At 64.4% G+C, this 16,211-nt stretch carries 13 protein-coding genes; 7 read left to right on the top strand and 6 right to left on the bottom strand.

The window, feature by feature from the left end; all coding sequences use genetic code 11:
* Positions 1-8 precede the first annotated feature (8 nt).
* Positions 9-464, top strand: coding sequence for a YaiI/YqxD family protein (locus NAO55_RS00520; RefSeq protein ID WP_102839573.1), 456 nt, complete (start codon positions 9-11; stop codon positions 462-464).
* Here the strand turns inward: NAO55_RS00520 and NAO55_RS00515 are convergent.
* From NAO55_RS00515 to elbB, 3 genes are all read right to left on the bottom strand, one after another.
* Positions 439-2,571 carry a putative bifunctional diguanylate cyclase/phosphodiesterase gene (locus NAO55_RS00515; RefSeq protein ID WP_102839574.1) on the bottom strand — a complete coding sequence of 711 codons (2,133 nt, stop codon included), beginning with the start codon at positions 2,569-2,571 and terminating at the stop codon, positions 439-441. The two genes, NAO55_RS00520 and NAO55_RS00515, sit on opposite strands and share 26 nt — an antisense overlap.
* Before the next feature lie 111 nt (positions 2,572-2,682).
* Positions 2,683-3,150 (bottom strand): thioesterase family protein, encoded by a 468-nt coding sequence (locus NAO55_RS00510; RefSeq protein ID WP_017244283.1) that lies wholly within the window; start codon positions 3,148-3,150, stop codon positions 2,683-2,685.
* Between the two features lie 143 nt (positions 3,151-3,293).
* Positions 3,294-3,959, bottom strand: coding sequence for an isoprenoid biosynthesis glyoxalase ElbB (gene elbB, locus NAO55_RS00505; protein WP_011911772.1), 666 nt, complete (start codon positions 3,957-3,959; stop codon positions 3,294-3,296).
* A 301-nt stretch (positions 3,960-4,260) separates the two neighbouring features.
* Here elbB and hemB point away from each other — a divergent pair, with 301 nt between their 5' ends.
* Both hemB and ppk1 read left to right on the top strand, forming a co-directional pair.
* On the top strand, positions 4,261-5,274 hold the full coding sequence (hemB, locus tag NAO55_RS00500; protein WP_011911773.1) for a porphobilinogen synthase: 1,014 nt from the start codon (positions 4,261-4,263) through the stop codon (positions 5,272-5,274).
* Positions 5,275-5,319: 45 nt separating this feature from the next.
* Entirely contained in the window at positions 5,320-7,536 is a 2,217-nt protein-coding gene (gene ppk1 / locus NAO55_RS00495; protein WP_102839575.1) for a polyphosphate kinase 1, read from the top strand.
* A 55-nt stretch (positions 7,537-7,591) separates the two neighbouring features.
* Here the strand turns inward: ppk1 and ppx are convergent, their stop codons facing one another.
* A complete protein-coding gene (gene ppx, locus NAO55_RS00490; RefSeq protein WP_102839576.1) occupies positions 7,592-9,094 on the bottom strand; it encodes an exopolyphosphatase in 1,503 nt (500 codons plus the stop codon).
* 183 nt (positions 9,095-9,277) lie between these two features.
* Here ppx and trxA point away from each other — a divergent pair, with 183 nt between their 5' ends.
* From trxA to NAO55_RS00470, 4 genes are all read left to right on the top strand, one after another.
* Positions 9,278-9,604 (top strand): thioredoxin TrxA, encoded by a 327-nt coding sequence (gene trxA, locus NAO55_RS00485; protein WP_013981643.1) that lies wholly within the window; start codon positions 9,278-9,280, stop codon positions 9,602-9,604.
* Between the two features lie 232 nt (positions 9,605-9,836).
* Positions 9,837-11,096 (top strand): transcription termination factor Rho, encoded by a 1,260-nt coding sequence (gene rho / locus NAO55_RS00480; RefSeq protein WP_011911776.1) that lies wholly within the window; start codon positions 9,837-9,839, stop codon positions 11,094-11,096.
* Positions 11,097-11,219: 123 nt separating this feature from the next.
* Positions 11,220-12,686, top strand: a complete 1,467-nt coding sequence (gene ubiD, locus NAO55_RS00475) for a 4-hydroxy-3-polyprenylbenzoate decarboxylase (RefSeq protein WP_102839577.1) — start codon at positions 11,220-11,222, stop codon at positions 12,684-12,686.
* Between the two features lie 73 nt (positions 12,687-12,759).
* Complete coding sequence (locus NAO55_RS00470; RefSeq protein ID WP_102839578.1) at positions 12,760-13,731, top strand: CDP-6-deoxy-delta-3,4-glucoseen reductase; 972 nt, start codon at positions 12,760-12,762, stop codon at positions 13,729-13,731.
* Positions 13,732-13,783: 52 nt separating this feature from the next.
* On the opposite strand, the gene NAO55_RS00465 is transcribed toward NAO55_RS00470, so the two are convergent.
* Positions 13,784-14,449, bottom strand: coding sequence for an SPOR domain-containing protein (locus NAO55_RS00465; protein ID WP_102839579.1), 666 nt, complete (start codon positions 14,447-14,449; stop codon positions 13,784-13,786).
* Entirely contained in the window at positions 14,450-16,189 is a 1,740-nt protein-coding gene (argS, locus tag NAO55_RS00460) for an arginine--tRNA ligase (RefSeq protein ID WP_102839580.1), read from the bottom strand.
* Positions 16,190-16,211 lie beyond the last annotated feature (22 nt).

Here is a 16,211-nt window from a genome sequence, read left to right as displayed (position 1 = left end):
CGGGCCCGATGCGTGTGTGGATCGACGCCGATGCCTGCCCGCGCGCAGCCAAGGATCAGGTGATCAAGTTCGCCCTCAAACGCAAGTTCGAGGTGCTGCTGGTCGCCGGGCAGAGCCAGGTCAAGCCGGCGTTCGCCTGCGTGCGCCTGATCGTCGTGCCGAGCGGGCCGGATGCCGCGGACGACTATCTGGTCGAGCATGCCGAGCCCGGTGACCTGGTGATCTGCAGCGACGTGCCGCTGGCCGACCGGCTGGTGAAGAAGGGTGTCGCCGCACTCGACCCGCGCGGGCGCGAGTTCGACGAGCGAAACATGGGCGAGCGCCTGGCGGTGCGCAACCTGTTCACCGATCTGCGCGATCAGGGGCAGGTGGGTGGCGGCCAGGCAGCTTACGGCGAGCGAGACCGACAGGCGTTCGCCAATGCGCTCGACCGGCTGCTCACGCGATTGTCCCGGCCACAGTGAGCGGCCGCGCGGCCAGCCAGTCGCGCAGCGCCGGTAACGGCAGCGGCCGGCTGTAGTAGTAGCCCTGGATGAAGTCGCAGCCGTTCTCGCGCAGATAGTCGAGCTGCACCGCCTCTTCCACCCCTTCGGCCACCACCTTCAGCCCCAGCTTGTGCGCCATGGCGATGATCGCAGCGGTGATGGCGCGGTCGTTGGCCTGCTCGGCGATTTCCCGGACGAAGGCGCGGTCGACCTTGAGCGTATCGACCGGCAGCTGACGCAGGTAGGCGAGCGAGGAATAGCCGCTGCCGAAATCATCGATCGAAACCTTCACGCCCAGCTCGCGCACCGCATCCAGCGTGCGAATCGCCGCGCCGAGGCTGTTCATCAGGGCGTTCTCGGTGACTTCCACGGTCAGCCGCGCGGGCTCCAGCCCCGTGCGTTCGAGAATCCGCGCAACCACCGTGGGCATCTGCGGGTTGGACAGGTTGAGCGCCGAGCAATTGACCGCCATGCGCAGATCGTGACCTTCGCCCAACAGCACGGCCAGGTCGGCGCAGGCACGGCGCGCCACCCAGGTGTCCAGCTCGGCGACGAAACCGTGCTGCTCGGCCAGCCCGACGAAGCGCTCCGGACTGATGAATCCCTGCTGCGGATGCTGCCAGCGCACCAATGCTTCGAGACTCACCGGACGCCCGCTGCGGCCGTCGACGATGGGCTGGTAGTGCACGCTGAGCAGGTTCTCGTTCAGCGCGCGGCGCAGGTCTTGCTCCAACGACAGGTCTTCCTGGGCGCGCAGTTCCAGAGCCGGGTTGAAGCGCAGGCTGCGGTTGCGGCCGCTGGCCTTGCACTGTCCGACGGCCAGGCCGGCGTGGCGGAACAGGGCATCGAAGTTGAGGCCATCCTCCGGGTACTGACTGATGCCGATGCTGGCCGTAAGGCGCAGCTGGGTGTCGCCGAGGACGAACGGTGGGCGCAGCTGCTCGAGGATTCGGTTGGCCAGTGCCTGGGCGTGCTCCCATGCGCCCAGGGTGAGCACGCAGAACTCGTCGCCGGAGAAGCGCGCCAGCATGTCGTGCTGACCGAGCACCGCGCGAATGCGCTGCGCCGCCTGTTGCAGCGCCAGGTCGCCGCTGCGGTGACCGAGGCTGTCGTTGATGCGCTTGAAGTTGTCCAGGTCCACCACCAGTACGGCCAGCGCCTGGCGTTCCGCGCGCACGGCCAGCACCTGGGTGACCATCTCGGTGAAGGCACGGCCGTTGAACAGGTTGGTCAGCGGGTCATAGTGGGTCATCGCATTGAGCTGGTGCTCGGCCAGATCGAGCGCCTGGCGCTGCTCGCTGAAGCGCTGTTCGGCCCAGCTCGCGGCGATGCCGGTGACGATTACCAGCAGGGCTACCAGGCCGATCGCCGAGGCGAGGGCGCCCTGGCCGGTGTGGCTGCCGAATGGCGCGGCATGCTCCACGAGACCGGCGGGGACAGCCAGGGTCAGCGCGTGCATCCCGGTGTAGTGCATGGAGACGATCGCCGCGCCCATCACCAGGCTGCAGAGCAGGCGTTGCCAACGCTGATGGCGGCTCTGGCTGCTGCTGAAGTGGAAGCCCATTACCAATGCGGCGATGGAGGCGCCGATGGCGATCAGCACCGAGGCGGCGAAGGCCAGCGGCGCGTAGTACAGCGTGGCCAGCGAACGGATCGCGGCCATCCCGGTGTAATGCATCGCCGCAATGCCGATGCCGGCAGCAGTCCCGGCCAGGGCGTACTGCGCCACGCTCAACCGATCGCGGCCAAGCACGCGCATCACCACATAGGACACCGCCACGGCGATCAGTAGCGAAAGGGCGGTGATGCCGTGCTCGTAGCGAATGTCCAGCGGCGCGCGGAAGGCCAGCATGCCGATGAAATGCATCGACCAGATTCCGCCGCCCAGGGCGAAGGCGCCGACCCAGCGCCATAGCTCGCGCCCGCGCGGGCTGCTGCTGCGGCTGACCCGCTTGGCCAGGGCCAGGGCGGTGAAGGCCGCGGCGCTGGCGATCAGATAGGAGAGCACGACCAGCATCGGGTCGTGGCTATGCCCGAGCAGGGCAACCTGGTCGGCGGGCAGGTCGGAAAACAGCAGTCTGGACACGCGGCGGCACTCGAACTGTCGGGCGTCCTGCCTCGTCGAGATGATGGCTCATGGCCATGTTCGGCAGAGTGTACGAGAGCGCACCCCGGCCGCCAATCTCCTATCGGCCGTTCAGCCGCAAAGATAAGTGCCGGTGCCCACGGCGATCAGCGTGTCCGATTCGTTGTGCAGCTCCGAACGCACCACCGCGACCTTGTTGCCCGAGCGCAGCAGGGTCGCGCTGGCAGTGAAGCGCGTACCGCGGCCGGGGCGCAGATAGTCGATGCGCAGGTCGATGGTGCCGAGGCGGGACAGGCGGGCGGCGCGTTCCTGCATGGTCAGGTGACGATGCTTGTCGAAGGCGCCCAGCATCGCCATGGCGCCACCGACGACGTCGAGCAACGAGGCGATCACGCCGCCGTGGAGGATGCCATGGACGAAGTTGCCGACCAGCTCGGGCTTCATTGGCAGGTGCATCACCACCCGCGACGTGGATATTTCATCGAGCTCGATGCCCAGGGCCTGGTTGAAGGGGATGCGCTCGAACATCTGGCGTACCGCCTGGGCCTGCTCGGCGAGCAGCGCATCGTCATGGTTCATGGTCGGCATTCCTGAAAAGGGTCGGACCAAACTGCCCGAGGTCGTCCGGGCTGAACAGATCGACGGCAAGAGCACCCGCGGCTTTGGCGACTTTCGCGCAAAAAAATCCCGGGTTGCCCCGGGATTACGGTCTGTTCGAAGACTCAGTCCTCGGTGGTCATCTCCAGCACTCGGTCGACCAGCTTGTAGATGCCGGACGCCGCTTCGCTGATGGACTGTGCCAGCATGTAGGCCGGAGTAGTGACCAGGCGGTGCTGCTTGTCCACCACGATGTCGCTGACCTCGCAGGCCTGGTGGCTGGCTCCCATCTGGCCGACCGCCTTGGCGGCGTCGGCGTCGTCGCTGCCGAGGGTGCAGATCACGCCGGCGCCGAAGATCTCCGCGGCCATGGTCGGCGCGATGCACATCATGCCGACCGGCTTGCGCGCCTCGGCGAAGGCCTTGACCAGCGCCACCACGTCCGGCAGCGCCTTGCTGTTCGCACCTTCGGTGGCGAAGGTGGAGAGGTTCTTCGCGGCACCGAAGCCGCCAGGCATGATCAGCGCGTCGAAATCCTCGGCGCGTGCCTCGCGCAGATCCTTGATTTCGCCACGGGCCAGGCGTGCCGATTCGGTCAGTACGTTGCGCGATTCCGGCATTTCCTCGCCGGTCAGGTGGTTGATCACGTGCATCTGCGCAATGTTCGGTGCGAAGCACTGCACCTTGACGCCGCGCTGGTCCAGGCGCAGCAGGGTGATGACGCTCTCATAGATCTCCGAGCCGTCGTAGACGCCACAGCCGGATAGGATCACGGCGACTTTCTTGTTCATAGCGATACTCCTGGTCAGTTTCAACGGCCCTGGGGTGGGCGCTGCGGATGGCTCGATGCTAATACCTGGGGCGGTTCCAGGTAAGCCCCGCATGCTGGTTGGATTCGCCTGACCCGCCGGTGTTCATTGCCGCAGGTCTGGCACGCGACTTTGCGCCCGCTCAAAGCACTGGCAGTCGTGGGCGGGGCTGGCGACAATGGGACGATTTCGCTGGTCCGGCGGCATGGCGTTGTCATCATTTCGTCATGCGCCGGGCCTATAAAACGTCATATTCGCCCGTTTTGCGGGCCAGGAGTCCGTTGTGAGTTTCGTTCCTGCCAGCCGCCTGTTCCCCGCCACCCGCCTGCGCCGCAATCGTCGCGACGAGTTTTCCCGCCGTCTGGTGCGCGAGAACGTGCTGACGGTCGATGACCTGATCCTCCCGGTGTTCGTGCTCGATGGCGAGAACCGTCGCGAAGCCGTGCCGTCGATGCCCGGCGTCGAGCGGCTGTCCATCGACCTGCTGCTCGAGGAGGCCGAGGAGCTGGTGGCGCTGGGCATCCCGGCACTGGCGCTGTTCCCGGTGACGCCGCTGGAGAAGAAATCTCTGGATGCCGCCGAAGCCTGGAATCCGGACGGTATTGCCCAGCGCGCCACGCGTGCGCTGCGTGCGCGCTTCCCGGAGCTGGGCATCATCACCGACGTCGCCCTCGATCCGTTCACCACTCACGGCCAGGACGGCATCCTCGACGACAACGGCTACGTACAGAACGACGTCACCGTCGATGCGCTGGTCAAGCAGGCGCTCTCCCATGCCGAGGCCGGTGCTCAGGTGGTCGCGCCGTCGGACATGATGGACGGCCGCATCCAGGCGATCCGCGAGGCGCTGGAAGTGGCCGAGCACCACAACGTGCGCATCATGGCCTATTCGGCCAAGTACGCCAGTGCCTACTACGGCCCGTTCCGCGATGCGGTGGGTTCGGCAGCGAATCTCGGCAAGAGCAACAAGAACACCTACCAGATGGACCCGGCCAACGGCGACGAGGCACTTCACGAGGTGGGCGCGGACCTGGCCGAAGGCGCCGACATGGTCATGGTCAAGCCCGGCCTGCCGTACCTGGACATCGTCTGGCGGGTGAAGGAGGCCTTCAAGGCGCCGACCTTCGTCTATCAGGTCAGCGGCGAGTACGCCATGCACATGGCCGCCATCCAGAACGGCTGGCTGAGCGAGGCCGTCATCCTTGAGTCTTTGGTCGGCTTCAAGCGCGCCGGGGCCGATGGCATCCTCACCTACTTCGCCAAGCAGGCGGCACAACAATTAAAACGGGGCCAGTGAGCCCTAATTAAAACGGGGCCAGTGAGCCCTTTTCGAGGCAAAGCGATGATCAACCAGGGACTCAGCGAAAAGGATCTGCAGGACGCCGTCGTCAGCGAGGTGCTGGAGGTGGTCGAGCCGGAAGCGGTAGCGGTGCCTTCCGCGCCGCCGGAAGTCGTCGAGGAGGCGCCGGTCGCACCGGTGACCAATCTGGATGACAGCGCGCTGTACATCCACCGCGAGCTTTCCCAGCTGCAGTTCAATATCCGCGTGCTGGAGCAGGCGCTGGACGAGTCCTATCCGCTGCTGGAACGGCTGAAGTTCCTGTTGATCTTCTCAAGCAACCTCGACGAGTTCTTCGAGATTCGCGTTGCCGGGTTGAAGAAGCGCGTCACCTTCGCCCGCGAGCAGGCCGGCGCCGATGGTCTGCAGCCGCATCAGGCGCTGGCGCGCATTTCCGAGCTGGTGCATGAACAGGTCGACCGCCAGTACGCGATCCTCAACGACGTGCTATTGCCGGCGCTTGCCGAACATCAGATCCGCTTCATCCGCCGCCGGCACTGGACGGCCAAGCTCAAGACCTGGGTGCGTCGCTATTTCCGCGACGAGATCGCACCGATCGTCACGCCCATCGGGCTTGACCCGACCCATCCGTTCCCGCTGCTGGTGAACAAGAGCCTGAACTTCATCGTCGAGCTGGAGGGCGTCGATGCGTTCGGTCGCGATTCCGGTCTGGCGATCATCCCGGCGCCACGGCTGCTGCCGCGGGTGATTCGCGTGCCGGAGTCGGTCGGTGGTCCAGGCGACAATTTCGTCTTCCTCTCCTCGATGATCCATGCCCACGCCGACGACCTGTTCCATGGCATGCGGGTCAAGGGCTGCTACCAGTTCCGCCTCACCCGTAACGCCGACCTCTCGGTGGACACCGAGGACGTCGAGGACCTGGCCCGCGCGCTGCGTGGCGAGCTGATCTCGCGGCGTTACGGCGATGCCGTGCGTCTCGAGGTGGCCGACACCTGTCCGCAACACCTGGCGGACTTCCTGCTCAAGCAATTCAGCCTCGGCGAGAGTGAGATGTACCGGGTCAACGGCCCGGTCAACCTGACCCGGCTGTTCAGCATCACCGGCCTGGACAGCCACCCGGAGCTGCAATACAGCCCGTTCACCCCGTCGATTCCGAAGCTCCTGCAGAACAGCGACAAGATCTTCAGCGTGATCAACAAACAGGACATCCTGCTGCTGCACCCCTTCGAGTCGTTCACGCCGGTGGTCGACCTGCTGCGCGAGGCCGCCAAGGACCCCTGCGTGCTGGCGATCAAGCAGACGCTGTACCGCTCCGGCGCCAACTCCGAGATCGTCGACGCGCTGGTGGATGCAGCACGCAGCGGCAAGGAGGTCACTGCGGTGATCGAACTGCGCGCCCGCTTCGACGAGGAATCCAACCTGCAGCTGGCCAGCCGCCTGCAGCAGGCCGGCGCGGTGGTGATCTACGGCGTGGTCGGCTACAAGACCCACGCCAAGATGATGCTGATCCTGCGCCGCGAAAACGGTGAGCTGTGCCGCTACGCGCACCTGGGCACCGGCAACTACCACGCGGCCAACGCGCGGCTGTACACCGACTACAGCCTGCTGACCTCGGACGACGCGCTCTGCGAGGACGTCTCCAAGCTGTTCAGCCAGCTGATCGGCATGGGCAAGACCATGCGCATGAAGAAGCTGCTGCACGCGCCCTTCACGCTGAAGAAGACGCTGCTCGACCTGATTACCCAGGAGACCCAGCATGCGGCCGAGGGCCGGCCGGCGCACATCATCCTGAAGATCAACGCACTGACCGATCCGAAGATGATCAAGGCGCTATACAAGGCCAGCCAGACCGGCGTGCGTGTGGACCTCATCGTGCGCGGCATGTGCTGCCTGCGGCCTGGCATCGCGGGGGTCTCGCACAACATTCATGTGCGCTCGATCATCGGTCGCTTCCTCGAGCACAGCCGGGTGTTCTACTTCCAGAACGATGGCGACGAGAAGCTCTATCTCTCCAGCGCCGACTGGATGGAGCGCAATCTCGATCGGCGGGTGGAAACCTGCTTCCCGGTCGAGGGCAAGAAGCTGGTGACGCGGGTGAAGAAAGAGGTGGAGGGCTTCCTCAGCGACAACACCCAGAGCTGGATCCTGCAGCCTGACGGCAGCTACGTGCGCAACAGCCCGACCGGCAACCAGAACGCGCGCAACGTGCAGAGCACCTTGCTCGAGCGCCTCACCGGGCCGCAGGTCGGGACGCGTTGAGTTCGGGCTGGCTGCCGGTTGACTGAATGAACAAGGGCCCCTGCGGGCCCTTGTTTCATTTCATGCGCAGGTCGTAGCCCACGCGCGCGAGCCAGGCGGCTTCGGCCTCGAAGTCGGCGCGGGTCAGCGGGTTGGCGTTCAGCCAGTCGATCGGGAAGATCAGCTCCAGGCTGCGCTCGTCGGCCTTCAGTTGCACGTCGGAGACGGCATTGGCGCCGCGGATGTGGTGGAACAGGATCGCGAAGCGCAAAAGGATGCACAGACGAACCAGGGCGTCGGCGTCGGCCCCGGTTTCACCGAACTTGTCCTGCGGAATATTGCGCCGATGGCCGCGCACCAGCAGTGCCAGCATGAGCTGGTCTTGCCGCGAGAAGCCGGGCAGGTCGGAATGCTCGATCAGGTAGGCGCCGTGCTTGTGGTAATGGTAGTGGGCGATGTCCAGACCCACTTCATGCACGCGCGCGGCCCAGGCGAGCAGCTCGCGGTGCCAGTCCTGATCCAGGTTCCAGGCTTCGGCCACCTGGTCGAAGGCCTCCAGCGCCTTGGCTTCGACCCGTGCGGCCTGCTCCATGTCGACGTGATAACGCTCCATCAGGAAGCTCAGCGAGCGATCGCGAATGTCCTCGTCGTGATGGCGGCCCAGCAGGTCGTAGAGCACGCCTTCACGCAGCGCGCCTTCGGAGTGGGTCATGCTGCTGATCTCGAGGGCATCGAAGATCGCCTCCAGAATCGCCAGGCCCGCCGGGAATACTCCGCGGCGGTCCGGCTTGACGCCGTCGATATCGATCTTCTCCACGTCACCGAGCTTGAACAGCTTGCGCTTGAGCCAGCCGATACCTTCGGCGTTGACCTCACCGTTGCCGAAACCACCGCTCTTGATCGCCAGACCGACGGCGCGAATGGTGCCGGACGCGCCGATGGATTCCTGCCAGCCAAGCCGGCGCAGGCCGTGTTCGATACCCATCAATTCGACGCGTGCCGCCGTGTAGGCCTGGGCGTAGCGCGCCGGGGTGATCTTGCCGTCTCGGAAGAAGCGCTGGGTATAGCTCACGCAGCCCATCTGCAGGCTTTCACGCAGCTGCGACTCGAAGCCTTCGCCGATGATGAACTCGGTGCTGCCGCCGCCGATGTCGGCGACCAGGCGCCGGCCCTGACTGGCCGGAACGGTATGTGACACGCCGAGGTAGATCAGGCGCGCCTCTTCGCGGCCGGAAATGACTTCCACCTGATGGTTGATGATCTCTTCGGCGCGGCGAATGAAGGTGGCGCGGTTGCGCGCCTCGCGCAGGGCGTTGGTACCGACGATGCGTACCGCGCCCTGGGGCAGGTGGTTGACCATCTGCGCGAAGCGCCGCAGGCAGTCCAGGCCACGCTGCATAGCGGCCTCGTCGAGCAGGCGGTTCTCGTCGATGCCGGCAGCCAGCTGCACCTTTTCGCCGAGTCGTTCGAGGATGCGCATTTCACCGTTGCTGGTGCGCGCGAGCACCATGTGAAAACTGTTCGAGCCCAGATCCAGGGCGGCGATCATGGGAAAGGATTCAGCGGTGTTCTGGCGCATTGGGCGGTCTCGATGCAAAACCCCGACATCCTGACACGATCGACCCCATCCGCCAACGCAGTCATCGCCGCAGCGGCCTGCTCCGGACGGGCGCTCGTCGGCCGCCGACCGGTCTGCAGCTTTCGGTCCGCACGCAGTAGGGCTATGATGGCGACCTTTCCGTTCCGACCCTGGAGAAAATCCATGAGCGACTACATCAACAATGTCAGCGACAGCAGCTTCGAGCAGGACGTCCTCCAGGCCGACGGTCCCGTGCTGGTCGACTACTGGGCTGAGTGGTGTGGCCCCTGCAAGATGATCGCGCCGGTACTCGACGAGATCGCCAAGGACTATGAGGGCCGTCTGAAGGTCTGCAAGCTGAACATCGACGAGAACCAGGAAACCCCGCCGAAGTACGGCGTGCGCGGTATCCCGACCCTGATGCTGTTCAAGAACGGCAACGTCGAAGCGACCAAGGTCGGTGCGCTGTCCAAATCGCAGCTGGCCGCCTTCCTCGACAGCAACATCTGAGTACGACGAAGATCGCCTCCAAAGCCCTCGCAGATGCGGGGGCTTTTTCGCCTGCAGGGTGGACGCTTCGCCTGCACGGTGCTAAATTCGGCCACGCGACGCTTTCTTCCGTCGCCCTCTGCATGCCGTCGCCGACGCACTTCAGCCTCATAAAGCACAACGAACCTCGTTCGTCTCCTGCTGCGCGGCTTCTCAAGCTAATCGCTTTCTACATCCTTCCTGATCTCTTTCTATGAATCTGACTGAACTCAAGCAAAAGCCCATCACCGAACTGCTGGAAATGGCCGAACAGATGGGCATCGACAACATGGCCCGTTCGCGCAAGCAGGACGTGATTTTCTCCCTGCTGAAAAAGCACGCGAAAAGCGGCGAGGAAATCTCCGGTGACGGCGTGCTGGAGATTCTCCAGGACGGTTTCGGCTTCCTGCGCTCCGCGGATTCTTCCTATCTGGCCGGCCCGGACGACATCTATGTGTCGCCCAGCCAGATCCGTCGCTTCAACCTGCGTACCGGCGACACCATCGTCGGCAAGATCCGCCCGCCGAAGGAAGGCGAGCGTTACTTCGCCCTGCTCAAGGTCGACTCGATCAACTACGATCGACCGGAGAACGCGAAGAACAAGATCCTCTTCGAGAACCTGACCCCACTGTTCCCCAACGAGCGCCTGAAGATGGAGGCCGGCAATGGCTCCACCGAAGACCTCACCGGTCGCGTGATTGACCTCTGCGCACCGATCGGCAAGGGCCAGCGTGGCCTGATCGTCGCACCGCCGAAGGCGGGCAAGACGATCATGCTGCAGAACATCGCCAGCAACATCACCCGCAACAACCCCGAGTGCCACCTGATCGTCCTGTTGATCGACGAGCGCCCGGAAGAAGTGACCGAGATGCAACGCACCGTGCGCGGCGAAGTGGTTGCCTCCACCTTTGACGAGCCGCCGACCCGCCACGTGCAGGTCGCCGAAATGGTGATCGAGAAGGCCAAGCGCCTGGTCGAGCACAAGAAGGATGTCGTCATCCTGCTCGACTCCATCACTCGTCTGGCGCGCGCCTACAACACCGTGATCCCGAGCTCCGGCAAGGTGCTGACCGGTGGTGTCGACGCCCATGCCCTGGAGAAGCCCAAGCGCTTCTTTGGTGCCGCGCGCAACATCGAGGAAGGCGGTTCGCTGACCATTCTCGCCACCGCGCTGGTGGAAACCGGCTCGAAGATGGACGAGGTGATCTACGAGGAATTCAAGGGCACCGGCAACCTCGAACTGCAGCTGGATCGCCGCATCGCCGAGAAGCGCGTGTTCCCGGCCATCAACATCAACCGCTCCGGCACCCGCCGCGAGGAGTTGCTGACCGCTGAGGACGAGCTGCAGCGCATCTGGATTCTGCGCAAGCTGCTGCACCCGATGGACGAGATCGCGGCCATCGAGTTCCTCCTCGACAAGCTCAAGGACACCAAGACCAACGACGAATTCTTCATGTCCATGAAGCGCAAGTAAGCGACTCGTCGTTGCCAACAAGGCCGGGGAAACCCGGCCTTTGTCTGTCTGCAGATTTTGGAAAACCCGACGCCGGCGCTAAACTTTGCGCCCCGACCCTGCCGGCCCATGCGAGGCTCAAGCATGCAGTATCGCGATCTGCGCGACTTTATCAGCGGCCTGGAAAAACGCGGTGAGCTCAAGCGCGTCACGGCTGCCGTCTCCCCCGTGCTGGAAATGACCGAAATTTGCGACCGCACCTTGCGTAAGCAGGGCCCGGCGTTGCTCTTCGAAAATCCGACCGGTTTCGACATGCCGGTGCTCGGCAATCTGTTCGGCACGCCCCAGCGGGTCGCTCTCGGTATGGGCGCCGAGGATGTGTCCGAACTGCGTGAGATCGGCAAGCTACTGGCCTTTCTCAAGGAGCCGGAGCCGCCGAAGGGGCTGAAGGACGCCTGGAGCAAGCTGCCGATCTACAAGAAGGTCATCAGCATGGCGCCCAAGGTGCTCAAGGACGCGCCCTGCCAGGAAGTGATCATCGAAGGTGACGACGTCGACCTGGCGAAGATCCCGGTGCAGCACTGCTGGCCGGGGGACGCCGCGCCGCTGATCACCTGGGGCCTGACTATCACTAAGGGCCCGAACAAGGAACGGCAGAACCTCGGCATCTACCGGCAGCAGGTCATCGGCCGCAACAAGGTCATCATGCGCTGGTTGAGCCACCGTGGCGGTGCGCTGGATTTCCGCGAGTGGTGCGAGAAGTACCCGGATCGGCCGTACCCGGTGGCGGTGGCGCTGGGTGCCGATCCTGCAACCATTCTCGGCGCGGTCACGCCGGTACCCGATACGCTGTCCGAATATGCCTTTGCCGGCCTGCTGCGCGGCTCGCGCACCGAGCTGGTCAAGGCGGTCGGCTCCGATCTGCAGGTGCCGGCGTATGCCGAGATCGTCCTCGAAGGGCATATCCATCCCGGCGAGATGGCCGATGAGGGGCCCTACGGCGATCACACCGGCTACTACAACGAGGTGGACCGCTTCCCGGTGTTCACCGTCGAGCGCATCACCCACCGCAAGAATCCGATCTACCACAGCACCTACACCGGACGTCCGCCGGATGAGCCGGCGATTCTCGGTGTTGCGCTGAACGAGGTGTTCGTGCCGATCCTGCAGAAGCAGTTCCCGGAGATCGTCGACTTCTATCTGCCACCGGAAGGTTGTTCCTACCGCATGGCGGTGGTGACCATGAAGAAGCAGTATCCCGGCCATGCCAAACGAGTGATGCTTGGTGTCTGGTCGTTCCTGCGCCAGTTCATGTACACCAAGTTCGTCATCGTCACCGACGACGACATCAATGCCCGCGACTGGAACGACGTGATCTGGGCCATTACCACGCGCATGGACCCCAAGCGCGACACGGTGATGATCGACAACACGCCGATCGACTACCTGGATTTTGCCTCGCCGATCTCCGGCCTGGGCTCGAAGATGGGCCTGGATGCGACGCATAAATGGCCGGGCGAAACCAACCGCGAATGGGGGCGGGCCATCGTTCAGGACCCGGCCGTCAAGCAGCGGGTCGATGAACTCTGGTCGCAGCTGGGTATCGACTGACATAACCGAAGAGGCGGGCCCGAGCCCGCCCGAAGCCTTGACGGGTTCACCCGTTCACAGAAAAGACGTGCAGATGAAAGTGACCTTGCAGCCCTCCGGCGCCGTGCTCGATGTGCGACCCGGCGAACGCCTACTCGATGCGGCCAAGCGGCTGGGCTACGAATGCCCGCAGGGCTGCCGCAATGGCAATTGCCATATCTGTGCCTCGCTGCTGGTCGAGGGCCGTGTGCGCCAGGACGGCGAGGTGCGCGACCATGGCGAGCTGCTGGCCTGCCTGGCCGAGCCGCTGGAAGACTGTGTGTTGCTCTGGGATGGTGTGCTGGCGCCCGGAGAACTACCGGTGCGCGAGCTGAGCTGCCAGCTCAGTGACTACGAAGAGGTGGGTGGTGACGTGGTGCGCCTGCGCCTGCGCCTGCCGGCCGGGCGTCAGCCGCGTTATCACGCCGGTCAGTATCTGCTGCTGCAGCGCGAGGATGGCGAGTGGTCGGCTTTTTCGCTGGCCTCGGCGCCGGGCAGTGGCCGCGAGCTGGAGCTGCACGTGTTGGCTCGCGAGGAATCCGCTATCGAGTTGTTGGCCTTCCTGCGTCGCCAGGGCTTCGCTCGAATCCAGATGCCCTTCGGCGACACGCACCTGGCCGAACTGCCGGAGGGTCCGCTGGTACTGATCGCCGCCGGCACTGGCATGGCGCAGATGCACAGCCTGATCGAGTACTGCCGCGCTGCTGGTTTTCAGCATCCGGTGCATCTGTACTGGGGTGTGCGGCGACCGGAAGACTTCTATCGACTGCCGCACTGGGAGGAGTGGCAGAGCATGAGCAACCTGCATCTGCACCGCGTGGTCAGCGATGTCTGCGACTGGGAAGGGCGCTGCGGGATGCTGCATGAGGCGATTCGCGAAGACTTCAGCGATCTCAAGCCGCTGCATATCTATGCCAGCGGCTCGCCCTCGATGGTTTACGGCACTCTGGATGCGCTGGTGGAGGCGGGAATGGACCCACATCAGATGCGCGCCGATGTCTTCGCCTACGCGCCGCGGGAAAGCTGAGCAGGGTTTCTCGGCTCAATTAAAAACGCCGGGTCATGCCCGGCGTTTTCATTTAGCGCGTCTGTCGTTGCTGCAACAGTAGGTTCTTGTAGCCGCTTGCCCCAAGGGTCTTCTGCGCTGCATTGAGTTGTTCGCGGCTGCTGAACGGGCCGACCAGCACCCGGTACCAGGGCTCGTCGCGAACCTTGACGCTTTCCACCCGCACATCCTGGCCGAGCAGGATGATCTGCGCGCGCACCCGGTCGGCCTCTGCCTGTTGGCGGAACGAGCCGGCCTGCAGGAAGAACTGCGTCACCGGTGCCTTGGCGACGGTCGGTGGTGGCGGTGGCACCTGGCCGTTGAGCGCGGCCTGGGCGCGTGCCTCGTCGATCTTCGCCGCTTCTTCGGCTGTGACCGGCGCAGTCGGCGGTTCAGGCTGTTTGGTTTCCGGCGGCAGAATCACTTCGGATTCGGGCAGCAAGGTATAGAAGTCGTACTTCGGCTTGGGTGGCTGCTCGTTGGCCGGCGTGCGCATGGGTTGCTCCTTGATCGCAGTCTTGGGCGCGTCCTTGTTGCGTTTGACCTCCTCGCCGCCCGGCTCAAGGCTCATCAGGAACATGATGAAGCCGCCGATGACCAGACCGCAGACCAGCCAGATCCAGCCAGGCACGGGCTGCTTGGCCGGCGCCTGGTAACGGCTGGCGCCCCGCTTGGGTGCGGCTTTCTTCCTTGCTGCCACTTACATGCGCTCCAGTGGTTCCAGGCCGAGCAGTTCCAGGCCCTGCTTGAGGGTGCGGCCGGTCAGGGCGGCCAGACGCAGGCGGCTCTGCTTCTGCGCATCCTGTTCGGCGCTGAGAATCGGGCAGTGCTCGTAGAAACTGGAGAACAACCCGGCCAGGTCGTAGAGGTAAGCGCACAGCAGGTGCGGTTCGCCTTTTTCGCCGACGCTGTTCAGCACTTCGCCGAACTGGGCGAGCTTGGCGGCCAAAGCGAGTTCCTGCTCGGCTACCAGTTCGATCTGCCCGCTGATCTCGTCGATACCCTTGCCTAGCTTGCGGAACACGCTGGCCACGCGGGTGTAGGCATAGAGCAGGTAGGGTGCGGTGTTGCCTTCGAAGCTCAGCATCAGTTCGAAGTTGAAGCGGTAATCGCTGGTGCGATGCTTGGACAGGTCGGCGTACTTGACCGCGCTGATGCCCACCGCGCGGGCGATCTGGCGCAGCTCGGCTTCGTCGAGCTCCGGGTTCTTGCCCTTGACCAGGGCATAGGCGCGCTGCTCGGCTTCGTCGAGCAGATCGATCAGCTTGACCGTGCCGCCATCGCGGGTCTTGAACGGGCGGCCGTCGGCGCCGTTCATGGTGCCGAAGCCCATGTGCTCGAGCTGCATGCCTTCATGGACGAAGCCTGCGCGGCGGGCCACTTCGAAGGCCATCTGGAAATGCAGGGCCTGGCGCTGATCGACGAAATACAACACGCGGTCGGCGTGCAGCTGCTGGCTGCGATAGCGCATGGCGGCCAGGTCGGTGGTGGCGTATAGATAGCCGCCACCGGCCTTCTGCACAATCACCGGCAGCGGGTTGCCTTCGGCGTTCTTGAATTCATCGAGGAAGACGCACTGGGCGCCATTGTCTTCGGTGAGCAGGCCCTTCTCGCGCAGGGCCTCGACGATGTCCGCCAGGTCGGCGTTGTAGGCGCTTTCGCCCTTGACGTCAGCGGGGGTCAGCTTGACGTTGAGGCGGTCATAGATCTTCTGGCAGTGCGACAGCGAGATATCGTTGAAGCGCGTCCAGAGGCTCAGGCACTGGGCATCGCCCGCCTGCAGCTTGACCACCAGCTCACGGGCGCGATCGGCGAACTCGGGCGACTCGTCGAAGCGTTGCTTGGCGGCGCGGTAGAACTGCTCGAGGTCGGCCAGCTCGCTTTCCGCGGCGGCCGGCTTCTCCTCGAGGTAGGCCAGCAGCATGCCGAACTGGGTGCCCCAGTCGCCGACGTGGTTCTGCCGGATCACCTCGTCGCCGAGGAACTCCAGCACCCGGCCTACCGCATCGCCGATGATGGTGGAGCGCAAATGCCCGACATGCATCTCCTTGGCCAGGTTCGGCGAGGACAGGTCGATCACCACACGCTGCTTGGCACTCGCCTTGTGCACCGCAAGTTGCACATCGGCCAGCGCGGTTTCGAGGCGCTGGGCCAGGGCGTCGCTGTTCTGGAAGAAGTTGAGAAAGCCCGGGCCGGCAATCTCGACCTTGCTGATCTGCGCGTCCTGCGGCAGTGCGGCGATGAGCTTCTCGGCCAGGTCGCGCGGCTTCATGCCGGCTGGCTTGGCCAGCATCATGGCGATGTTGCTGGCGAAGTCGCCGTGACTCTTGTCCTTGGTGTTTTCCACCTGGATCGCGGGCGTCAGTCCCTCCGGCAGCACGCCCTCGCTGGTCAGGCGAACAAGGGCTTGCTGGATCAGGTGGCGAATGCTGTCTTTCATGGTCGGCTCGGTCCGCAGGAAG

The sequence above is a fragment of the Stutzerimonas frequens genome (genome assembly GCF_024448335.1).
Taxonomy (GTDB): Bacteria; Pseudomonadota; Gammaproteobacteria; order Pseudomonadales; family Pseudomonadaceae; genus Stutzerimonas; species Stutzerimonas frequens.
Note: the sequence above shows the minus strand (reverse complement) of the source record. Positions and strands in the feature narration are given on the sequence as shown.